Consider the following 20,990-nt stretch of genomic DNA (forward strand, 5'->3'; position numbering starts at 1 on the left):
CCGGCGGCGGCCCTGTCGTCGGCGGGCACCCGCGGGCGTTGCGATCACCGCACCGCATAGGGTGCAGGCATGGCGCGACCTGACGGGCGGCGGCCCGACCAACTCCGACCGGTGACCCTGACCCGGGGCTGGAGCACTCACCCGGAGGGCTCGGTGCTCGTCGAGTTCGGCGCGACCCGGGTCCTCTGCACGGCGAGCGTCACCGAGGGTGTGCCCCGCTGGCGCAAGGGCTCCGGGCTGGGTTGGGTGACCGCCGAGTACGCGATGCTGCCCCGGGCCACGAACACCCGCTCGGACCGGGAGAGCGTCCGCGGCAAGGTCGGCGGGCGCACGCACGAGATCTCCCGGCTGATCGGCCGCAGCCTGCGCGCCTGCGTCGACCTGAAGGCGCTCGGCGAGAACTCGATCGTGCTGGACTGCGACGTGCTCCAGGCCGACGGCGGCACCCGTACCGCCGCGATCACCGGCGCGTACGTCGCGCTGCACGACGCGGTGACGTGGCTGGCCGACCGCAAGGCGCTGGCCGGCAAGGTGGAGAAGGTGATGCACCGCTCGGTGGCCGCGGTGAGCGTCGGGGTGATCGGCGGCGAGGCGATGCTCGACCTCTGCTACGCCGAGGACGTCACCGCCGAGGTCGACATGAACGTGGTCTGCACCGGCACCGGCGACTTCGTCGAGGTGCAGGGCACCGGTGAGGCGGGCGTCTTCGCCCGCGACCAGCTCGACGCGCTGCTCGACCTGGGCGTGGCGGGCTGTCTGGAACTGGCCGACGCGCAGCGGAAGGCGCTCTCGTCATGAACAAGGTCCTGCTCGCCACCCGGAACCGGAAGAAGCTGGTCGAACTCCAGCGGATCCTGGACGGCGCGCTCGGCGCGCACCGGATCGCCCTGCTCGGGCTCGACGACGTCGAGGAGTACCCGGAGCTCCCGGAGACCGGCCTCACGTTCGGCGAGAACGCGCTGATCAAGGCGCGGGAGGGCTGCCGGCGTACCGGCCTGCCGACCATCGCCGACGACTCCGGGCTGGCGGTGGACGCCCTGAACGGCATGCCGGGTGTGTTCAGCGCCCGCTGGTCCGGCCGGCACGGCGACGACCACGCCAACCTCCAGCTCGTGCTGGACCAGGTCGGCGACGTGCCGGACGAGCACCGGGGTGCGGCGTTCGTGTGTACCGTCGCGCTGGTGCTGCCCGGCGGCAAGGAGCACCTTGTCGACGGCCGCCAGTCCGGCCGGCTGCTGCGCGCGCCGCGCGGCGACGGCGGGTTCGGCTATGACCCGATCTTCCTCGGTGACGGGCAGGAACGGACGAACGCGGAGCTGACGCCCGAGGAGAAGGACGCGGTCAGCCACCGTGGCAAGGCGCTGCGGGAGCTGGCCAAGCTGGTCGCGAAGGTGCTCCCGCCGGCCGCCTGAGCCGCTCCCGTCGGGCGCCCGGCCGGCGCACCGGCTGGACGCCCGACCGGACGCCGGCCCGGCCCGCTCAGCCGAGCGGGCCGGTCTCCCGCTCGATCGCCGCGCGCAGCTCCGGGCCGCGTACCACGTCCCGCGCGGCCTCCATCAGCGGCGCGAGGAACACGTCCGGTCCCGGCTCGCCGATGGTGCGGCCGAGCACGTCGAGCGCCGCCCGCCCGGCCGGCGACGGGGTCAGCGGCGCGCGGAGCTGGAGCCCGCGTACGGCCGCCAGCAGCTCCACCGCGAGCAGGCTGGTCAGGTTGTCCAGCACGGTGCGCAGCTTCTTGGTGGCCGCCCAGCCCATCGAGACGTGGTCCTCCTGCATGCCGCTGGTCGGCAGCGAGTCGATCGAGGCGGGCGCGGCGAGCCGGCGGTTCTCCGCGACGATCCCGGCGGCGGTGTACTGGGCGATCATCAGCCCGGAGTTCACCCCGGCGTCGGGGGACAGGAACGCGGGCAGCTCCCGGGAACGGGTCACGTCCAGCAGCCGGTCCACCCGCCGCTCGGCGATGGCGCCCACCTCGGCGGCGGCGATCGCCAGGTAGTCCGCGGCGAAGCCGAGCGGTGCGCCGTGGAAGTTGCCTGTCGACTCGACCCGCCCGTCCGGCAGCACCACCGGGTTGTCCACCACCGACAGCAGCTCCCGGCCGGCCACCACCTCGACGAAGTCGAGCGTGTCCCGCGCCGCGCCGGCGACCTGCGGGGCGCAGCGCATCGAGTACGCGTCCTGCACCGCGTGCGCCAGGTCGTCGCGGTGCGAGTCCATCACCGCCGAGCCCTGCAACAGCCGATGGATGTTCGCCGCCGAGGCGGCCTGCCCGGGGTGCGGGCGGATCGCGTGCAGCTCGGGCAGGAACGGCCGCTCCGAGCCGAGCATCGCCTCGATGGCGAGCGCCGCCGTCACGTCCGCCATGGCGAACAGGTGCCGGGCGTCGGAGACGGCGAGCAGCAGCATGCCGAGCATGCCGTCGGTGCCGTTGATGAGCGCCAGCCCCTCCTTGGCGGCGAGCGACACCGGTTTGAGCCCGACCCGGCGCAGCGCCTCGGCGGCCGGGATGCGGTCACCGGCCGGGCCGAGCACCCAGCCCTCACCGAGCAGCACCAGCGCGCAGTGCGCCAGCGGCGCCAGGTCGCCTGACGCGCCGAGCGAGCCGTGCTCGGGCACCCACGGGGTGACCTCGTGGTTGAGCAGGTCCACGAGCGCCTCGGCGACCAGCGGGCGGACCCCGGAACGGCCGAGCGCCAGCGAGCGGACCCGCAGCAGCATCATGGCGCGTACCACCTCGCGCGGCATCGGCGCGCCCACCCCGGCGGCGTGCGAGCGGATCAGCGCGTGCTGAAGCTCGGCCCGCCGCTCCGGGGCGACGAACGTGTTGGCGAGGGCGCCGAAGCCGGTGGAGACGCCGTACACCGGGCGGCCGGCCGCCTCGATGCCGTCCACGATGGACCGCGAGGTCGCCATCGCCTCGGTGGCGGCCGGATCGAGCACGACCTTGGCGGTGCCGCGGGCCACCGCGAGCACGTCGGCGGGGGTGACCCCGGTGGACAGGATGGTCACTGTGGTCATCGCGGCACTCCGTTGTGCAGAACCTGGCGGATCAGTGGTACCCCCGGCCGGTAGGCCAGGTGCAGGTGGGAGGGGGCGTCGAGGACGATCAGGTCAGCCCGCGCCCCGGGCGTCAGCCGCCCCACGTCGGTGCGGCGCAGCGCCGCCGCCCCGCCGGCGGTCGCGGCCCACACCGCCTCCGCCGGGGTCATCCGCATCTCGCGTACGGCGAGTGCGACGCAGAACGGCATCGACGACGTGTACGACGAACCGGGGTTGCAGTCGGTGGCGAGCGCGACAGTCACGCCCGCGTCGAGCAGCCGCCGGGCGTCCGGGTACGGCGACCGGGTGGAGAACTCGGCGCCCGGCAGCAGCGTGGCGACCGTCTCCGAGCCGGCCAGCGCGTCGACGTCGGCGTCGGTCAGGTGGGTGCAGTGGTCGACGCTCGCCGCGCCCAGCTCCACGCCGAGCCGTACGCCCGGCCCGGGGCCGAGCTGGTTGGCGTGCAGCCGTACGCCCAGACCGGCGGCCTGCCCGCAGGCGAGGATCGCCCGGGCGTGGTCCGCGTCGAACGCGCCCCGCTCGCAGAACACGTCGATCCAGCGGGCGTACGGCGCGGCGGCGGCGAGCATCGGCCCGCAGACCAGGCCCACGTAGTCGTCCGCGCGGTCGGCGTACTCGGCGGGGACGACGTGCGCGCCGAGGAACGTGGTGTCCTCGGTGAACTCGGCGGCGATCCGCAGCGAGCGGGCCTCGTCGGCGACGGTGAGGCCGTACCCGCTCTTGATCTCGACGGTGGTGGTGCCCTGCCGCAGCATCTCGGCGCGCAGCCGGCCCACAGTGGCGCGCAGGTCGTCGTCGGAGGCGGCGCGGGTGGCGCCCACAGTGGTCCTGATGCCGCCGCCGGTGTAGGGCTCACCGGCCATCCGGGCGGCGAACTCGGCGGCCCGGTCTCCGGCGAAGACCAGGTGGGCGTGGCTGTCCACGAAGCCGGGCAGCACCGCCGCGCCACCGGCGTCGATCCGCCGGTCGGCGGCGGGCGCGTGCCGGGCCGGACCGGTCCAGGCCACCTCGCCGTCCTCGATCAGCAGGGCGGCGTCGCGCCGGATGCCCAGCGGGTCGCCGTCGCGGCCGTCGTTCGTGACCAGCTCGCCGATGTGGTCGACGAGCAGGCTGCCGCGCATCACGAGTCCTCCTTCGCGGTCACCGCCGCGATCGCGTCCCGCAGCTCGGTGGGTACGTCCACGGTCAGGTGCCGGCCGCCGTCCACCACCGGCCGGCCGTCCACCACGACGCTCGCCACGTCGGCGGCGGTGGCCGCGAAGAACGCGCCGACCGGCGGTACCCCGGCGGTCCGGGGGCTGTCCAGCCGTACCGTGACCAGGTCCGCCCGCTGCCCGACGGCGAGCCGGCCGGCGTCGCCCCAGCCCAGCGCGGCGTGCCCGCCGACGGTGGCGGCGCCGACCAGCTCGGCCGGCGTGAAGTGGCCCCGCCGCCGGGTACGCAGCCGCTCGTCCATCTCCAGCGCGCGGGCCTCCTCGAACAGGTCCACCACCGCGTGGCTGTCGCTGCCCAGGCTCAGCGGGCTGCCCGCGTCGGCCATCCGGCGCACCGGGCCGACCCCGTCGGCCAGGTCACGTTCGGTGGTGGGGCAGACGCAGACCCGGGTACGGCTGTCGCCGAGCAGCGCCACGTCGGCGGCGGTCGGGTGGGTGGCGTGCACGGCTGTGGTGTGCGGGCCGAGCACGCCGTGGTCGGCCAGCAGCCGCGTCGGCGTGCAACCGTGCACGGCACGGCAGGCGTCGTTCTCGGCCGGCTGCTCGGACAGGTGCACGTGCAGCGGCAGCCCGTTGCGGTCGGCCCAGCCGGCCACTGTGGCGAGCTGATCGGCCGGGACCGCGCGCACCGAGTGGATGGCCGCGCCGAGCCGGACGTGATCGTCGGCCGGGCGGAACGCGTCCACCCGCGCCGCCCAGCGCAGCGCGTCGCCGTCACCGAAGCGGCGCTGCGGCCCGGCCAGCGGTGTGCCGTCCACGCCCCCGGCCAGGTACGCGGTGTCCAGGAGCGTGAGCCGGATCCCGGCGTGCGCGGCGGCCTCCACGAGCGCGGCGGACATGGCGTTCGGGTCGTCGTACGGGGTGCCGCCGGGACCGTGGTGCAGGTAGTGGAACTCGCCCACGCAGGTGATCCCGGACAGCGCCATCTCCGCGTACACGGCGCGGGCCAGCGCCAGGTAGGAGTCGGGGTCGAGCCGGATCGCGACGGCGTACATCAGGCTGCGCCAGGACCAGAAGTCGCCGCGCCCGTCGTGGGTGCGCCCGCGCAGCGCCCGGTGGAACGCGTGCGAGTGGGCGTTGGCGAGACCGGGCACCGTCAGGCCGGGCAGCCGGACCGCGTCGCCGAGCACCTCCACCCCGGCGGTCGGCGGACCGTCCACGGTCAGCGGGGTGACAGCGGTGAGCCGCCCGTCGGTCGCCTCGATCAGCACGTCCCGGGTGGGTTCGGCGCGGTCGGGCAGCCAGGCGTACTCGGCCAGCCAGCGGGTCAGCGGCATGCCAGCTCCTCCAGCACCCGGGCCAGGGCGGTCACCCCGGCGGCGCAGTCGGCGTCGGTGGCCGCCTCGGCGGGGGAGTGCGACACCCCGGTCGGGTTGCGCACGAACAGCATCGCGGTGGGCAGGTGCGCCGCCAGCACACCCGCGTCGTGCCCGGCACCGGTGGGTAGCACCGGCGCGCCGAGCAGCGCGGCCAGCCGGTCGGCCAGCCCCCGGTCGAACGCGACGAGCGGGGTCGCCGACTCCTGCGTGCAGGTCAGCGCGGTGCCGTCGCGGCCGGCCCGGTCGGCGGCCTTGGTGCGTACCGCCTCGACCAGACCGTACAGCGTCTCCGCCTCGGCCGCCCGCGCGTCGAGCCAGCCGGTGACCCGGGACGGGATCGCGTTCGTGGCGTTCGGCTCGACCGACACCCGGCCCACTGTCGCGTGCGCGTCGCGCAGCCGGGCCTCCTTGTTCGCCGCGAGCACGGTGAACGCGTAGGTGAGCATCGGGTCGCGGCGGTCGGCCATCCGGGTCGTACCCGCGTGGTTGCCCTCGCCGGTGAAGTCGAACCGCCACCGGCCGTGCGGCCAGATCGCGGAGGCCACCGCGACCGGCGCGTCCAGGTCGACCAGCGCGCGGCCCTGCTCGACGTGCAGCTCCACGAAGGCCGCGAAGCGGCCGAGCAGCGTCGGGTCGGCGCCCGCCGGCCGCTCGCCGAGCGCCTCGGCGAAGGTCGTCCCGGCCTGGTCGCGCAGCCCGGCCGCGCGGTCGACGTCGATCTCGCCGGTGAGCAGCCGAGACCCCAGGCAGGGTACGCCGAACCGCGCGCCCTCCTCCTCCACGAACGCGGCCACCACCACCGGCCGGTCCGGGGTGCGGCCCGCGGCCCGCAGCTCGTCCACGGCGAGGAACGCGCTGACGATGCCGAGCGGACCGTCGTACGCGCCGCCGTGCGGCACCGAGTCGAAGTGGCTGCCGGTCAGCACCGCGTCGCCGGCGGCCGGGTCGCCCCACCAGGCGAACAGGTTGCCGTTGCCGTCCTCGGACACCGGCATCCCCCGCCGGTCGGCCTGTTCCCGGAACCACGCGCGCAGCCGCAGCTCCGGCTCGGTCAGCGCGTACCGCAGGTAGCCGCCGCTGCCGGCGTCCCGCCCGACGTCGGCGATCTCGTCCCACAACGCGCGGAACCGGTTAGGAAGGGGCCCTTCACATGCAGAATGCGTTAACAAGGGGCCCTTCCTTACGCTTCGGCCATCGGGACGCGGACACCGGTGCGCTCCGCTACCGCGCGGGCGTCGTCGTAGCCGGCGTCGACGTGCCGGATGACGCCCATCGCCGGGTCGTTGGTCAGCACCCGCTCGATCTTCTGCCCCGCGAGGGCGCTGCCGTCGGCCACGCAGACCTGGCCGGCGTGGATGGACCGGCCGATGCCGACGCCGCCGCCGTGGTGGATCGACACCCAGGACGCGCCGCTGGCGGTGTTGACGAGCGCGTTCAGCAGCGGCCAGTCGGCGATCGCGTCGGAGCCGTCGGCCATCGCCTCGGTCTCCCGGTACGGGCTCGCCACGCTGCCGCAGTCCAGGTGGTCCCGGCCGATCACCACGGGCGCGCTCAGCTCACCCGAGGCGACCATCTCGTTGAACCGCACCCCGGCCCGGTCGCGCTCGCCGTAGCCGAGCCAGCAGATCCGCGCCGGCAGGCCCTGGAACGCGACCCGCTCGCCGGCCATCCGGATCCACCGCGCCAGGGACTCGTTCTCCGGGAACAGGTCGAGGATGGCCCGGTCGGTGGCCGCGATGTCCTTCGGGTCGCCGGAGAGCGCGGCCCAGCGGAACGGGCCCTTGCCCTCGCAGAACAACGGCCTGATGTACGCGGGCACGAACCCGGGGAAGTCGAACGCCCGCTCGTACCCGCCGAGCTTGGCCTCGCCCCGGATCGAGTTGCCGTAGTCGAAGACCTCGGCGCCCGCGTCCAGGAAGCCGACCATCGCCTCCACGTGCTTCGCCATCGACGCCCGCGCCCGGTCGGTGAACTCGGCCGGCTTGGCCGCCGCGTAGTCCCGCGCGTCGCCGAGGTCCACGCCCTCCGGCACGTACGACAGCGGGTCGTGCGCGCTGGTCTGGTCGGTGACGATGTCGATGGCCACGCCCCGGCGCAGCAGCTCGGGGAAGACGGTGGCGGCGTTGCCGACCATCCCGACGCTCAGGGCCCGCCGGTCCCGCTTCGCGGCGAGCGCCCGCTCGACCGCGTCGTCGAGCGAGTCGGCGATCTCGTCGAGGTAGCGGTCGTGCGCCCGCCGCTCCAGCCGGGTCCGGTCCACGTCCACGATCAGGCAGACGCCGCCGTTCATGGTGACCGCGAGCGGCTGCGCGCCGCCCATGCCGCCGCACCCGGCGGTGAGCGTCAGCGTGCCGGCGAGCGTGCCGTCGAACCGCTTCTCGGCCACCGCGGCGAACGTCTCGTACGTGCCCTGGAGGATGCCCTGGGTGCCGATGTAGATCCAGGAACCGGCGGTCATCTGCCCGTACATGGTCAGGCCCAGCGCCTCCAGGCGGCGGAACTCCGGCCAGGTGGCCCAGTCACCGACCAGGTTGGAGTTGGCCAGCAGTACGCGCGGCGCCCACTCGTGGGTGCGCATCACCCCGACCGGGCGGCCGGACTGCACGAGCATCGTCTCGTCGTCGCGCAGCTCGGTCAGCGTGCGTACGAGCGCGTGGTACGACGGCCAGTCCCGGGCCGCCTTGCCGGTACCCCCGTAGACCACCAGGTCCTCGGGGCGCTCGGCCACCTCCGGGTCGAGATTGTTCATCAGCATCCGCAGGGCGGCCTCCTGCGGCCACCCCTTCGCGGTGCGTGCGGTGCCGCGGGCGGCGCGGACGGGCTGGTGCATCTCGTACTCCTCTCAGCCGAGGAACAACTGGCGGCGGGCGGCGGACGACTCGAATGCCTCGAGCCGGTTCTGGGTCTCGGCCGGTGCGGCGTCGCAGATCGCCTGGAGCACCACCATGGCCAGCGTCATCGGGGCGGTGTGCAGGTCGAAGACCAGGTCGGCGCCGACGGCGGCGGGCAGCACCACCTCGGCGTGCTCGGTGGCCGGGCTCACCGGCGAGTCGGTGATCGCCACGACGGTCAGCCCGGCGTCCCGGGCCTCGCGCAGCGCGTCCAGGGTCTCCCGGGGGTAGCGGGGCAGCACGAACGCGAGCATCGCCGTCGCGCCGGCCGCTGCCGCCTGGTCCAGGCGGTCGACGAGCATGCTGCCGCCGTCGTCGAGCACCCGCACGTCGGGGTGCACCTTCGCGGCGAAGTACGCGAAGTACGCGGCGAGCGGCGCGGCGGCGCGCAGCCCGAGCACCGGCAGCGGACGGCTGGCCGCGAGCAGTTTCCCCACCTCGGCGACCCGGCCGGCGTCGGCGAGCTGCGCGGCGAGCCGGTCGAGATTGTCCCGCTCGGCGTGCACCGCCCGTTGCAGGGCGTTGCCGGCGGCCGGTTCGGCCGACCCGGTGACAGTCAGTTCCCGCAGGCGGCGGCGCAGCGCGGGGTAGCCGTCGTGCCCGAGCGCCATGGCGAACCGGGTCACCGACGGCTGGCTGACACCTGCCAGCTCGGCCACCTCGGCGGCGGACAGGTACGCCGCCGCGCCCGCGTGCCGTACCAGGCAGTGGGCGATGCGGCGCTGGGTCGGGGTGAGCCGTACGCCGTGGAAGAGGTCGAGCAGGCGGTCGGGGGCGGCCGCACTGCTTTCATTCACCCCGCGACTCTATGCATGAAAACTTTCAGAGCGCAAGGGTGGCCCGACCGCAGGGAGATCCGGTGAGCGTGCTCTCTGTACTATCCGCACGGCGGGTGAGCAGAGGAGTGGGGCATGCAGCCGGAAGGTCCGTACAGGTTCACCGAGGTGCTGGGCGAGTGCCAGGTCGGCAGGGCCTGGGCCGCGCTCGACGGGCAGGACCGCGCGCTCACCGTGGCGGTCCTGGACGGCGCCGCCGCCGGTGACCAGCGCTGGCGCGAGGCGTTCACGAACGCGGCGAACGTGCTGGCCCAGACGCCCGGCGGCCACCGGTACGTGAACTCCGACTTCGCCGCCGGTCAGCCCTGGGTGGCGTATCCGTCCGACGAGGACGGCGCGGCCGAGCGGCTGTTCCGCAGCCTGGGCATGGACTACCAGCGCACCGCCACCGGCGAGATGCTCCCGCCGCCCCCGCCGGTGTCCGCGCCACCGCAGCAGGTCTCGTCGCCGCCGCAGTTGCCGTGGAGCCCGCAGCCGTGGGCGATGACGCCGCAGCAGCCGGTCTCCGGCGCGCCTGTCTCGTCCGGCGCGCCCGTGTCTCCCGGCATGCCGGTGTCGCCGGGCATGCCGGTGCCGGCGATCCCGGCCCAGGCCACCGCCCCGGATCCGCTCGTGCCGACCGGCGGTCCCCGGATCGCCCCGGTCGCCCGCCCGCCCAAGAGCCGTACCGGCCTGTGGATCGGTGGCGTGGTCATGGCGGCGGTGCTGGCCGGTGGCGCCGGTCTGCTGGCGGGGCGGTCGCTCGCCGACGGCGGCGAACCGTCCACTCCGACTGCCAGCGCCTCCCCGGCGCTCTACGAGGCCACCCAGCAGTCGCTGAACAAGGCGAAGTTCGACGCCACGCTCATGCCGATCGCCGAGCCGTGGCTCGACGGCGTGGGCGGCTGCGCGATCAACACCGAGAAGAGCGGGCCCGGGCTGGCCGCCGGCGAGAAGCAGCACGTCTTCTGCCGCTACCTGGGCGTGTCGCTGCACTTCGCCGAGTACGAGTCGGCCGAGAAGAAGGAGGCGGCGCGCGCCTTCCGCCAGCAGATGGGCATCATCGGACGGGCGCTCGCGCCGGGCATGCGGGAGGCCGGTCCGGCCACCGGCGGCGTCAGCGGGGCGCAGGGCAGCTACGTCGAGTACGCCGGCAACGGCCAGGACGGCCGCCCGGTCTGCGGCATCTGGTGGGGCCGCGACGACAACACCAGCGCGATCTACATGGAGACGCCCTGCGGCGCCGGTCTCGGCGGAAACTGGGACGCGCTGCGCGACCTCTGGCAGCGGCACAGCTAGGCGGCTAACGGACGGCGGCGCCGTTCGGCGGCGGCACCAGGCAGACGTCGCTGCCCTTGGTGACGCCCGCGGCCAGGTCGAAGCGGACCACGCGCGCCCCGCTGAACTGCCGCTCGGTGACAGCCACGCCGCTGCCGCCGAGCCGGACGATGACGTCCCGGTTCGCCCCGTCGGCCCAGTCGGTGGCCTGGAACAGCCAGACCCGGGCCCGTCCGGGCAGCAGCGTGGACACCGTCCGCCCGGGGCAGCCGCCGGGGCCGGCCGCCACCACGTAGGCGTCCGCCGCCGGGCCGTACCAGGCCTGGGCGTTCCACGACACGGTGGTGGCCAGCACGAGGTCACCCGGGCGGCGCTTGTCGTCCAGGTAGCCCAGCGCGCCCCGGTAGTCGACAGCGTTGGCGCCGCCGCCCTGGGCGAAGGCCCGCGCCGGATGCACAGTAGCGACCACGGCGGTCGCCAGTTGCGGAACGGCGAGCGCGAGCACCAGCACCACGCCGACCACCCACCGGATCCGGGCGGGCAGGCCGGCCCGCATCGGCGGCGGCGCGACGGCGAGCGCGGCGAGCAGCAGGCAGGCGGGCACCGCGTAGAGCGCCAGCCGGCCGTTGAACGGGTAGACCGACACGGCCGCACCGGCCAGCCCGGCCGCCAGCGGCGTGAGCAGCACCAGCACCGCCACCGTGGAGAGCCGGCGCAGCCCGGCGGCCGTACCCAGCACCAGCAGCGGTACGACGACCCACGCCGACCAGGCCACGAACGGCACCGTGGCGAGACTCCGGTACGTCGCCGCGAGCCATTCCACAGTGGCGGCGAGGTCGGTGAGCGGGTGCGCCGGGTAGATCGACTTCGCCCGCCAGTACGCGGCGAGCTGCGGATCGGCGAGCCCCGGCGCCAGGAACAGCACGTACACCACGAGCGCCACCACGGCCCAGGCCGGCGCCGGGGCGAGGAACCGGCCCAGATCCCCCCACCTGGTCGCCCGGGGGCGGTCCGGGCGGAACAGCGTGTACCCGGCCAGCAGCACGCCGAGCGCACCGGTGACCGGAATGGACAACGTGCTGACGAACGCCATGACCGCCGCGGCCGACCAGAACACCGCCGACCCGGCCCAGGTGACGCCGTCCCGGACGAGCAGCAGCGCCAGCCCGACCACGAGCGTGACGCCGAACGCCTCGGCGCTGTACTGCTTCAGCTCGTTGGAGTAGCCGATCAGGAACGGCGCGACGGCGACCAGCAGCAGCGCCGCCAGCGCGGCGAGCGGCGGCAGGAGCCGCCGGCCGAGCCAGGCCACGAGCGGCAGCAGCGCCAGCCCGAACAGCAGCGGCACCAGCCGCAGCGCCCGCTCACCGTCGCCGAACTGCGCGAACGCGAACCGTTCCAGCCACAGCCAGCCGGGCGGCGCGGACTGGCTGAACGCCAGCGGCCGCAACAGGTCCAGGTAGCCGCGCTCCCGGATGTTGTGCGCCACGTACAGCTCGTCGCTCCAGAAGCTGCGCGCGTACGCCCACTGCCGGATCCGCAGTACGGCACCGAACGCGACCAGCAGGCCCGCGACGGACCAGTACGGGGACCGGCTCAGCCGGGCCCACGCGACGGCGACGTACGCCACCGGCGTGCCCGGCCACGACGGCGCCGGTGTCGCGGGCGCCATCGAGGGGGAGAAGGCCGGGCGTGTCACGGACACGGCGAGACGGTACCAAAACGTCTTTCACGTCAGCGGCCCCGCGACCGGCTCCGATCACTCCCCGTGGGGGCCCGGACCGGACACGGTGGACGAGAACGCGGTGCCGACCAGGCCGGCGGCCCGGCGGTGCCGGCGCGCGGGCCGCGGCAGGCCGACCAGGAACTCCGGGTACAGCCCGAAGAACGTCCGGGCGCTACGCAGCTCCAGCGTATGCGCGTGGGACCAGCGCACCGAGTTCGTCGCGCGGGCCCAGTGGTGGGTCCACCGCACGTCACCCAGCACCGCCACCGGCATCCCGTGCCGCCAGGCGCGCAGCCCCAGCTCGTGGTCCTCGTAGTAGAGGAAGAACCGCTCGTTCCACCCACCCAGCTCGATGACGTCGGCGGTTCGGCCGGCCACCGCCGCACCCATCACCCAGGCCACGTGGCGTGTCTCGTCGGGCGCGGCCACCAGCCGGTACGCGGCGTGCAGCCGGGACAGCGGCCACACCTTCCGGTTGCCGAGTTTCGCCGTCGCGTACGGGAAGCCGCGCCCGTTTGCCTGCGGCGTGCCGTCGGTGCCGAGCAGTTGCGGCGCGACCAGTCCGCCGTGCGTGTCCAGGTGCCGGGCCAGCGCGTCCAGTCCGTCCGGGCGTACCTCCAGGTCCGGGTTGGCGAACAGCACGTACCGGCCGGTGGCCTGGCGCAACGCGACGTTGTTGGCGCGGGAGAAACCGACGTTCTCCGGCAGCCGGATCACCCGCGCGCCCAGCTCCTCGGCGACCGCCGCCGAGTCGTCGGCCGAGGCGTTGTCGACCACCAGCCACTCGTACGGCTTCGGCCCGCGCCAGCAGCGGCGCAGCGTGTCCGCCGAGTGGTAGGTGACTGTCACCACGGTCCACGGCTGTGCCGTCATCACGCCCTCCGAGCGGTCAGGTAGCCGAGTAGCGACGCGAACCCGAAGCGTTGCCCGGTCCAGCGGCGGCGGGCCGCCGGCCCTTCGGCCAGCCCGCGTCCGACGCCGCGCAGGAACGGGCGCAGCAGGCCCTGCCGGACCCGCCGGGCGGCCAGCGCGAGGTGCGCGAGCGCCAGCACCGGCACCGCCACGAGCAGCAGCGGCCAGGTGAACGTGCGGGACGCGACCAGCAGCCGGTTGCGGGCCAGCAGGAACGCCCGGAACCCCTGCAACCGGTCGTCGCCGTCCACGCTGTGCCCGCCCGCGTGCGGCAGCACCACGTCCAGCCCGCGCGTGCGCAGCCCGGAGGCGTAGAGCCGGAACGCCAGGTCGGCGTCCTCGCCCCAGGCGAACAGCTGCTCGTCGAAGCCGCCGAAGCGCCGGTACAGCGCGGCCGGGAAGACCGCCGCCCCGCCGGACGGGCCGAGCGGGGCACGACTCGCCGTGGACCGCCTGTCGATGAACAGCGACACCGGGTTCAGGTCGATGCCCACGTACTCGCCGCCGTGCATGGCGAGGCCGACAGCGAGCGGGGCGTCCGGGTCGGCGGCGACGGCGGCGCAGATCCGGGCCAGCGCGTCGTCCGGCAGCCACACGTCCGGGTTCAGCAGCAGCAGGTGGCTCGTGGTGACAGTCGCCGCCCCCCGGTTGCAGCCGGCCGCGAAACCCGGGTTCGAGTCGTCGGGCAGGTACGCGTACCGGTCGGCCGGCAGGTTCCCGGCGATCACCTCGGCGCACCCGTCGGCGGGCCAGTTGTCCGCGAAGACGAACCGGACCGGCAGGTCACCGGCGCTGCGTACCCAGGTCGGCAACGTCTCGGCGAGCATGCCGGCGGACCGGTAGAGGACGGTGACCACGGTGAGCCCGTCGAACGTCATGCCGTGCTCCTGCCCAGGCGGTGCAGCACCCAGAGGCCGGGCACGAGGCTCAGCCAGGTCGGATAGATCAGCGGATACAGCTCGTAGACGCCGAACAGCGCGAAGTAGACGACGAACGCCCGCGCCAGTTGCCCGGCCGGCGCGCGGGAGAACTCGAACCACCGCTCGGTCGCGCCCACCGCCAGCCCCAGCGCGGCCAGGAAGAACACCGCGCCCAGCGGACCGTAGTCGAGCAGTGGGATGGCCACGAACGTCGCCGTGTTCATCAGGTACGGCTGGCTGAGCTGGGACGTCAGCCCGTACAGGTCCGCCTTGCCGACGATCGGCTCGACCCGGGAGCCGAGGAACGTCAGCGAGTACGTGCCGTACCGGGGTTCCAGGTGCTCCCGCTGCGACCACACCCGCCCGAACGTCTCGGTGGACGAACTCAGCGACAGGTCGAGCGACCCGGCGCTGCTGGTCAGCGCATTGCTGCCGTAGCGGGCCCGGAACTCGGTTTCGAACGCGCCGGTGCCGGCCATGGTGCGCTGCCCGCCGAGGAACACCGCCGCGCCGAGCGCCACCGCGCCGATCAGCAGCACCACCGGTGTCCGCGCGGCCAGGAACGACGCGGCCCGCCCTCGGGTACGCCGGACCGACAGCGCCGCGATCAGCGCGGGCGCGATGCCCACCAGCACCGAGTTCTTGCTCGCGCCGAGCGCCGCGCCGACGGTGAAGACAGCGGTGAGCGCGTAGTAGACGGGCAGCGCCCGGCCGCGCGCGGACAACGCGCGCAGCAGCGAGACGGCCATGCCGAGCGTCCACGCCTCGGACAGCAGCCCGATGACCAGGTTCGACTGTTCGCGCAGCACCTGCCGGGCGGCGTCCGGGTTGTCGGCCAGCAGCGGCGGCACCGTTCCCCGGAACCGGATCGCCGCGGTCATCACAGCGATGCCGAGCAGCACGGACAGGTACGTCAGCAGGCGCCGGTCGGACGGCCAGGACAGCGCCGGTCGGGACCGGTCGCCGTCCTCGTCCCGCCTGTCGATCAGCCGCCGGCCCACCGCCCAGGCCAGCAGGAAGACGGTGACGTAACCGGCGAGCACCGGCAGCACCCCGCGACCGGCCCACGAGTCGTACGGGCCCGGCAGCACCCGCACGGCGAGCAGCGCGGCGGTCCAGACGGCGGCGCAGGCGGCGAGCGCCCACATCCGCCGGCGCGCGGCGAACAGCGTGCCGGCCGCCAGCGCGAGCGCGACGGCGATCCCGGCGTCGAGCGTGGCCAGCAGCAGTGCCGCGCCGAGCGCGAACGGGATCCCGACCGACCAGAGGCGTCGCTCAGCGGCTGTCACGGGCGACCGTCCGGTACAGGTCGTGCCAGGTGTCCACGCATCCGGCGAACGAGTGCCGGTCCGCGTACTGCCGGGCCAGCTCGCGCCGCCGCTCGTCCCACGCGGCCGGGTCGGTGGCGGTCCGTACGGCGGCGGCCAGCGCCTGCGGCGTCAGCTCCGCCCGGTACGCGAGCACGCCGTCACCGGCGGCTGTCACCTCGGTCAGGCCGCCCGCGCCGGAGTGCACCACCGGTACGCCGAGCGACATTGCCTCCAGCGCGCTGCGCCCGAACGCCTCCACCCGGGACGGCACCAGCAGGCAGTGCAGCCGTTGCAGGAACGGCGCGGCGTCGACCCGGCCGACCAGGTGCAGGTTCGGCCGCTCCTCGACGGCGACGCTGCCCGCACCGGCGACCAGGAACTCCACGTCCGGCAGCGCGGCGGCGACGTCGGCGAGCAGGTCGGCGCCCTTCTCCCGTTCCAGCCGGCCGAGGAAGCCCACCCGCACCGGGCCGTCCGGTGCGAGGCCGCCGGTGTCGGCCACCTGCGGCCAGATGGCGGGCAGCGGGTTCGGGATCACCCGCACGTCGCGGATCCGCCCGCGTACCCGAAGCTCGTGGGCCTCGAAGCCGGAGACCGCGACCGTCGCGTGCGGCCGCAGCCGCCGGAACATCAGGTCGGTGCTGATGTTCGCCTGCACCGCGGCCTTCGCGCGCAGCGTCTCCGCCGTGTCGCGGTACTGCCAGAGGCTGTTGTGCAGCGTCACCACCAGCGGCGTACGGCGGCCCCGCACGCCCAGGCCGGCGCGGGCGTGCATCGCGGCGGAGAGCAGGTGCGCGCTCACCACGTCCGGCCGCAGTTCCTCGACGAGGGCGCGGATGCCGCGCACGTACCCCAGGTCCACCCGCTTGGCCGCGCCCAGCGGACGCCACGGCACGCCCGCCTCCCGCAACGCCGCCGCGACCTCGTCGTCCGGGGTGGCGGCGACCACGTCGACGCCGCGGGCCGCGAGTGCCGGCAGCATCTCGATCAGGAAGCGCTCGGCGCCGCCGAGCTGCCGCCGCCCCGACCCGCCGGTGGTGCAGACGAACAGCACCCTCATCGGACGCCCATGCCTTCCAGGGCGCCGCGGGCGATCGCCCGCCGCGCCGCCCCGCCGCCCACCGCCGCCCGGGCCAGCACCCCCAGCGTGTACGCGGAACAGGCCACAGTGCCCCGCCACCCGGCCAGCTCACGGCTGGCCCGGATGAACTCGCGGGTCTGCCGGCGGGAGATCTCCTCGGCCGCCCACCGGCGCTTGGCGCTCGCGTCGTCCTCGTGGGTGACCACGGCGTCCGGCAGGTACGCCAGGCGCAGCCCGAGCCGGCGCACCGCCCAGCACAGCCGCAGGTCCTCGGAGTAGAAGAACGACGACTCGTCCACGCCGCCGATCCGGTCCAGCGTCTCCCGCCGGATCGCCACGAACGGCCCGGAGAGCCAGTCACCCCGCTCCGGCGGCGCCACGATCCGCAGCCTCGGGAACACCAGGCTGAGCCCGGTGGCGTGCGCGACGCCGGTGCCCACGGTGAGGAACCGGCCGGCTGCGGTCTGGTCCCGGCCGGTCGCGTCGAGCACCTTCGGGAACGCCGCGCCCACAGCCGGGTCGTCCAGTTCGGCCGCCAGCCGCTCGATCGCGCCCGGCCGCACGAGGATGTCGTTGTTCGACAGCACCACCCGGGACCGGGTGCTGTGCCGGACGCCGAGGTTCATGCCCTTGGCGTAGCCGAGGTTCGTCTCCGAACGCACGTACCGCGCGCCGGTCTCGGCGCACATCGCCCGCAGCCTGTCGCTGATCTCGGCGGCGCTGCCGTTGTCCACCACGACGGCTTCCACACCGTCGGGCAGCGAGCGGACGCAGCCGTCGGTGCGCTCGAAGTCTTCCCAGGTCAACACGACGATTGAGACGTCCACCGCTAGGCCATCCGATTGACGAGGAGGTGCGTGGACCGCTGGAGTCGCTGCCGGGTGCGCAACGCGTAGACGCCGTAGGCGACAGACGACGCGACCGCGGCGCCGAGCGCGCCGGCCCACGGGATGAGCAGAACGTACAGCACCACCGACACCGACATGGTGACCAGGGCCACGGCGGTGGTGGCCTGCTCACCGGCGCGCTTGAGCAGCGCCGCGCTCCACGTCTTGCCGGCCGACAACGCCAGCGTCCCCGGCAGCAGCAGCAGCCCGAAGATCCAGGCGTCGTGGTAGTCGGGCGCCAGCACGCCGAGCACCGCCAGGCCGATCACGGCGAGCGCGGCGATCGGCAGCGCCGACCTGACCACGTCGCGGCCGTGGTCGCCGATCGCGTCCGGGTCGCGTTCGGCCAGGATCCGCTGCGCCCGGACCACCGCGCCGGACTGCGCGAACTCCAGCGCCGCCACCGCCAGCGCGAACACGCCGAGCGCGCCCGCGCCGGCGAACCGGGCCACCAGGACCTGGCTCAGCCGGTACGTCAGCATCTGCGCGCACACCCCGACGTGCAGCCGGCCCACCGCGAGCAGGTCGGCGCGGTACTCCGTGCGCCCCGCCGTGGCCGCCGGCACCGGACCGAACCGCCGCGCCCAGCCCAGCACCGCCAGCCCGAGCACCGTCGCGGTGGCGACCTGCACACCCAGCCAGAGGACGCTCCACAGGCCACCGTCGAGCCGGTGCCCCAGCCACAGCAGCCCGTACCCGGCCACCAGCACCGCGCCGCCGAGCGCCCGCATGGTGTAGACGAACCAGAACCGCTTCAGGCGCAGGCCGAGCGAGGCGGCCGTGTTGAACACGGTGAGCGCGCAGCCCGCGCCGACGCCGATCGGGTGGCTGCCCAGCCCGGCCAGCGTGGTCAGCAGCGCCGCGGCCAGCGCGGTGAGGCCGAGTGAGACGGTGAGGATGCCGGCGATCCACAGGCGACCGCGCGACATGATCCAGCCGGCCGGGCGGGACAGCAGGAACGTGTCGACGGACAGGCCGCCGAGTGCCGCGCCCACAGTGGCGCTGACCATGTTCGCCGCGAGTTCGCCGCGTTCCGCCGCCGGCAGCGTCACCGACACCAGCGCGGCGAGGCCGGTCAGGCCCAGGGCGACCAGATAGAGACGCTCGGGGGAGACGATCCGCCGGAGCCGGCCTACCACCCGGCGCCCAGGCGCCGGCGCCGGCCACGAGCCGGCCACGCGGAATCCACTCGTCTTCCCCCGAGATGCGCGGATGTGTGCGGGCCTGTTCTACCCGACATGAGCGCCGCCGCGCAACGGACCCGGCGGGCGGGTACGCCGGTGGCCCCGTGACGCCGGTAGGGTGACGCGTCGTGGACCTCGCCCACTTCCGCGACACGATCGGCAGGCGGTGGCCGATCGTGCTGGCGCTGACGCTGCTGTGCGGCGCGTTCACCGGGGTTCTCGCCGAACGCCGGCCGCCGGTCTACCGGGCCGAGACCCAGATGCTCGTCACGTTCGCCGCCGAGACGTCGGCAGCGCCCCAGCCCCGACCGCCGGCCGACGAGGCGGGCCGGCTGATGCAGCGGCGGGTGAAGACGTACGCCACCATGATGGACACGCCCCGGCTGACCCGCCCGGTGATCGACTCGCTCGGACTGCCGTACAGCACCGACGACCTGGCCGGGCGCGTCGTCGCCTCGTCCACCGTCGACTCGCTGGCGATCGACGTGGCGGTCACCGACCGGTCCGCCGGCACCGCGGCGGCGATCGCCGCCGCGCTCGCCGCCGAACTGCAGCGGATCGCCGAACGCGACCTGCCGCCCGCCGGGCTCGGGCTCAAGGCCCACGTCGCCGTGGTCCGGGCCGCCGCGCCGCCGCCGCGTCCGGAGCCGGTGCGGTGGCAGTGGTACGCCCTCGGCGGTGCGCTCGGCGGCCTGGCCCTCGGGGCCGGCATCGCGCTGGTGCTCGGCTACCGCCGGGCCGGCACTCCGGTGAGCGCGGACGTGCGGGCGCTCTGGGCGACGACGGTGCGCCGTCGCCCAGCCGACGCCGTCGCGGAGCCGGCGGGTGTGCCGGGTCAGAGCGACGGCCGGGTGTCCAGCGCCTCGGTGAAGGAGCGGCAGGCGTCGTAGGCGGGCAGCAGGCCCGCCGCGCGCGCCTCGGCCAGGCGCGGTGCCGACGCGTCCCGCTCGGACAGCAGCGGCGTCGCCGCCGGCCAGTCGATCCCGAGGTCCGGATCGAGCGGGTGCACGGTGTGCTCCGCCGCCGGGTGGTACGTGGCGGAGCAGAGGTAGCTGAGCGTCGCGTCGTCGGTGAGCGCGCAGAACCCGTGCCCCAGCCCTTCGGCCAGGTAGACGGCCCGCCGGTCGGTGTCGTCGAGGCGTACCGCCTCCCACCGGCCGTACGTCGGCGAGCCGACCCGCACGTCCACCACCACGTCCAGCACCGCCCCGCGTACGCAGGTCACGTACTTGGCCTGCCCGGGCGGTACGTCGGCGAAGTGGATGCCGCGCACCACGTCCCGCGCCGAGACGGACAGGTTGCCCTGCGCCAGCCGCAGCGGATGCCCGACCGCCTCGGCGAGCCGGTCGAACCGGTACCACTCCAGGAACAGGCCCCGCGGGTCGCCGTGCAGGCGCGGGGTCACCTCCCAGGCACCCTCGATGCCCAGCGGACGGATCTTCACGACGCGCCCCCCGTCCCGGACCGGTCGGCCAGCAGGCCCAGCAGGTATTCGCCGTAGCCGCTGCGGGTCAGCGGATGGGCCAGCATCCGCAGCCGCTCGTCGTCGATCAGCCCGGACCGCCAGGCGACCTCCTCGACGCAGCCGATCTTCATGCCCTGGCGTTCCTCGATCACCCGGACGAACTCGGCGGCCTGCATCATCGACGTGAACGTGCCGGTGTCCAGCCACGCGGTGCCCCGGTCGAGCACCGTCACGGTCAGCTCGCCCCACGACCGGTACGTCTCGTTGATCGCGGTGATCTCCAGCTCGCCCCGCGCGCTCGGGGTGAGCTTGCGGGCGATGTCGACCACCCGGTTGTCGTAGAAGTAGAGGCCCGGCACGGCGTACCGCGACCGGGGGCGGGCCGGCTTCTCCTCGATCGACAGCACCCGGCCGGCGTCGTCGAACTCGACCACGCCGTAGTCCTGCGGGTTCGCCACCGGATACGCGAAGACCCGCCCACCGGCCGGTTCGCCGTGCTGCGCGAGCTGCCGGCCGAGCCCGACGCCGTGGAAGATGTTGTCGCCGAGGATCAGCGCCACCGACTCCTCACCGACGAAGTCGGCGCCGAGCAGGAACGCCTGCGCGATGCCCTCCGGGCGGGGCTGCTCGGTGTACGACAGGCGCAGCCCCCACTGACTGCCGTCGCCGAGCAGCCGCTCGAACTGGACGCGGTCCTCCGGTGTGGTCACCACCAGGATGTCCCGCACACCGGCCATCACCAGAGTGGAGAGCGGGTAGTAGACCATCGGCTTGTCGAACACCGGCATCAGTTGTTTCGAGACGGCCCGGGTGATCGGCCAGAGCCGGGATCCGGTGCCACCGGCGAGAAGGATTCCGCGCACCCGCGGAGACTACCCGCGACGCCGCCGCCCCCGTGGCCCGTCGACGTCGCGCCCGGGCTGCCGCT

At 74.6% G+C, this 20,990-nt stretch carries 19 protein-coding genes; 4 read left to right on the top strand and 15 right to left on the bottom strand.

The features are described from left to right. Positions 1–69: 69 nt before the first annotated feature. Positions 70–798 (top strand): ribonuclease PH, encoded by a 729-nt coding sequence (gene rph / locus ACPCK6_RS14975; RefSeq protein ID WP_366621684.1) that lies wholly within the window; start codon positions 70–72, stop codon positions 796–798. After that, on the top strand, positions 795–1,412 hold the full coding sequence (rdgB, locus tag ACPCK6_RS14980) for an RdgB/HAM1 family non-canonical purine NTP pyrophosphatase (RefSeq protein WP_262014865.1): 618 nt from the start codon (positions 795–797) through the stop codon (positions 1,410–1,412). Before rph ends, rdgB begins: the two co-directional genes overlap by 4 nt. Positions 1,413–1,479: 67 nt before the next feature. On the opposite strand, the gene hutH is transcribed toward rdgB, so the two are convergent. The 6 genes from hutH to ACPCK6_RS15010 are packed head-to-tail and all read right to left on the bottom strand — an operon-like array spanning position 1,480 to position 9,281. Next, positions 1,480–3,018, bottom strand: coding sequence for a histidine ammonia-lyase (gene hutH, locus ACPCK6_RS14985; RefSeq protein ID WP_423481397.1), 1,539 nt, complete (start codon positions 3,016–3,018; stop codon positions 1,480–1,482). Then, on the bottom strand, positions 3,015–4,181 hold the full coding sequence (gene hutI, locus ACPCK6_RS14990) for an imidazolonepropionase (protein ID WP_396880123.1): 1,167 nt from the start codon (positions 4,179–4,181) through the stop codon (positions 3,015–3,017). Before hutI ends, hutH begins: the two co-directional genes overlap by 4 nt. After that, positions 4,181–5,545: a formimidoylglutamate deiminase gene (locus ACPCK6_RS14995; RefSeq protein WP_396880406.1), complete on the bottom strand. Its 1,365-nt coding sequence runs from the start codon at positions 5,543–5,545 to the stop codon at positions 4,181–4,183. Before ACPCK6_RS14995 ends, hutI begins: the two co-directional genes overlap by 1 nt. Then, the gene (locus ACPCK6_RS15000) at positions 5,542–6,762 is read right to left on the bottom strand and encodes an allantoate amidohydrolase (protein WP_423481398.1); all 1,221 of its coding nucleotides are present in this window, start codon (positions 6,760–6,762) and stop codon (positions 5,542–5,544) included. Before ACPCK6_RS15000 ends, ACPCK6_RS14995 begins: the two co-directional genes overlap by 4 nt. An 11-nt stretch (positions 6,763–6,773) precedes the next feature. Continuing rightward, on the bottom strand, positions 6,774–8,423 hold the full coding sequence (hutU, locus tag ACPCK6_RS15005) for a urocanate hydratase (RefSeq protein ID WP_396880125.1): 1,650 nt from the start codon (positions 8,421–8,423) through the stop codon (positions 6,774–6,776). Between the two features lie 12 nt (positions 8,424–8,435). Continuing rightward, entirely contained in the window at positions 8,436–9,281 is an 846-nt protein-coding gene (locus ACPCK6_RS15010; protein ID WP_423481399.1) for a MurR/RpiR family transcriptional regulator, read from the bottom strand. A 114-nt stretch (positions 9,282–9,395) separates the two neighbouring features. Here ACPCK6_RS15010 and ACPCK6_RS15015 point away from each other — a divergent pair, with 114 nt between their 5' ends. After that, positions 9,396–10,598, top strand: a complete 1,203-nt coding sequence (locus tag ACPCK6_RS15015; RefSeq protein WP_396880127.1) for a hypothetical protein — start codon at positions 9,396–9,398, stop codon at positions 10,596–10,598. 4 nt (positions 10,599–10,602) lie between these two features. Here ACPCK6_RS15015 and ACPCK6_RS15020 read toward each other — a convergent pair whose 3' ends face one another. Genes ACPCK6_RS15020 through ACPCK6_RS15050 form a run of 7 tightly spaced genes read right to left on the bottom strand, consistent with a single transcriptional unit; the run spans position 10,603 to position 18,591 of the window. Then, the gene (locus tag ACPCK6_RS15020; protein ID WP_423481400.1) at positions 10,603–12,282 is read right to left on the bottom strand and encodes a glycosyltransferase family 39 protein; all 1,680 of its coding nucleotides are present in this window, start codon (positions 12,280–12,282) and stop codon (positions 10,603–10,605) included. A 54-nt stretch (positions 12,283–12,336) separates the two neighbouring features. Then, positions 12,337–13,176, bottom strand: coding sequence for a glycosyltransferase (locus ACPCK6_RS15025; protein ID WP_423481401.1), 840 nt, complete (start codon positions 13,174–13,176; stop codon positions 12,337–12,339). Next, on the bottom strand, positions 13,176–14,093 hold the full coding sequence (locus tag ACPCK6_RS15030; protein WP_423481402.1) for a glycosyltransferase family 2 protein: 918 nt from the start codon (positions 14,091–14,093) through the stop codon (positions 13,176–13,178). Before ACPCK6_RS15030 ends, ACPCK6_RS15025 begins: the two co-directional genes overlap by 1 nt. After that, the gene (locus ACPCK6_RS15035) at positions 14,090–15,424 is read right to left on the bottom strand and encodes a hypothetical protein (RefSeq protein ID WP_423481403.1); all 1,335 of its coding nucleotides are present in this window, start codon (positions 15,422–15,424) and stop codon (positions 14,090–14,092) included. Before ACPCK6_RS15035 ends, ACPCK6_RS15030 begins: the two co-directional genes overlap by 4 nt. After that, entirely contained in the window at positions 15,411–16,505 is a 1,095-nt protein-coding gene (locus tag ACPCK6_RS15040; RefSeq protein WP_423481404.1) for a glycosyltransferase family 4 protein, read from the bottom strand. Before ACPCK6_RS15040 ends, ACPCK6_RS15035 begins: the two co-directional genes overlap by 14 nt. Beyond that, a complete protein-coding gene (locus ACPCK6_RS15045) occupies positions 16,502–17,335 on the bottom strand; it encodes a glycosyltransferase (protein WP_514132354.1) in 834 nt (277 codons plus the stop codon). The genes ACPCK6_RS15040 and ACPCK6_RS15045 overlap by 4 nt, the downstream gene beginning before the upstream one ends. A 20-nt stretch (positions 17,336–17,355) precedes the next feature. Continuing rightward, positions 17,356–18,591 (bottom strand): lipopolysaccharide biosynthesis protein, encoded by a 1,236-nt coding sequence (locus ACPCK6_RS15050; protein ID WP_423481406.1) that lies wholly within the window; start codon positions 18,589–18,591, stop codon positions 17,356–17,358. A 134-nt stretch (positions 18,592–18,725) separates the two neighbouring features. Here ACPCK6_RS15050 and ACPCK6_RS15055 point away from each other — a divergent pair, with 134 nt between their 5' ends. After that, on the top strand, positions 18,726–19,487 hold the full coding sequence (locus tag ACPCK6_RS15055) for a YveK family protein (protein WP_396880135.1): 762 nt from the start codon (positions 18,726–18,728) through the stop codon (positions 19,485–19,487). Here the strand turns inward: ACPCK6_RS15055 and rfbC are convergent. After that, positions 19,433–20,041, bottom strand: coding sequence for a dTDP-4-dehydrorhamnose 3,5-epimerase (rfbC, locus tag ACPCK6_RS15060; RefSeq protein WP_423481407.1), 609 nt, complete (start codon positions 20,039–20,041; stop codon positions 19,433–19,435). The genes ACPCK6_RS15055 and rfbC overlap by 55 nt on opposite strands. Next, positions 20,038–20,925 (bottom strand): glucose-1-phosphate thymidylyltransferase RfbA, encoded by an 888-nt coding sequence (gene rfbA / locus ACPCK6_RS15065; RefSeq protein ID WP_396880137.1) that lies wholly within the window; start codon positions 20,923–20,925, stop codon positions 20,038–20,040. The genes rfbC and rfbA overlap by 4 nt, the downstream gene beginning before the upstream one ends. Positions 20,926–20,990: the final 65 nt, after the last annotated feature.

It is taken from the genome of Micromonospora sp. AB353 (assembly GCF_049538395.1).
Taxonomy (GTDB): Bacteria; Actinomycetota; Actinomycetes; order Mycobacteriales; family Micromonosporaceae; genus Micromonospora; species Micromonospora aurantiaca.

Bases quoted from the DNA above. Each gene is read 5' to 3' on its own strand.
- rdgB (WP_262014865.1), top strand. From the start codon at position 795: ATGAACAAGGTCCTGCTCGCCACCCGGAACCGGAAGAAGCTGGTCGAA.
- ACPCK6_RS15025 (WP_423481401.1), bottom strand. From the start codon at position 13,176: ATGACGGCACAGCCGTGGACCGTGGTGACAGTCACCTACCACTCGGCG.
- hutH (WP_423481397.1), bottom strand. From the start codon at position 3,018: ATGACCACAGTGACCATCCTGTCCACCGGGGTCACCCCCGCCGACGTG.
- ACPCK6_RS15015 (WP_396880127.1), top strand. From the start codon at position 9,396: ATGCAGCCGGAAGGTCCGTACAGGTTCACCGAGGTGCTGGGCGAGTGC.
- ACPCK6_RS15030 (WP_423481402.1), bottom strand. From the start codon at position 14,093: ATGACGTTCGACGGGCTCACCGTGGTCACCGTCCTCTACCGGTCCGCC.
- hutU (WP_396880125.1), bottom strand. From the start codon at position 8,423: ATGCACCAGCCCGTCCGCGCCGCCCGCGGCACCGCACGCACCGCGAAG.
- ACPCK6_RS15040 (WP_423481404.1), bottom strand. From the start codon at position 16,505: ATGAGGGTGCTGTTCGTCTGCACCACCGGCGGGTCGGGGCGGCGGCAG.
- hutI (WP_396880123.1), bottom strand. From the start codon at position 4,181: ATGCGCGGCAGCCTGCTCGTCGACCACATCGGCGAGCTGGTCACGAAC.
- rph (WP_366621684.1), top strand. From the start codon at position 70: ATGGCGCGACCTGACGGGCGGCGGCCCGACCAACTCCGACCGGTGACC.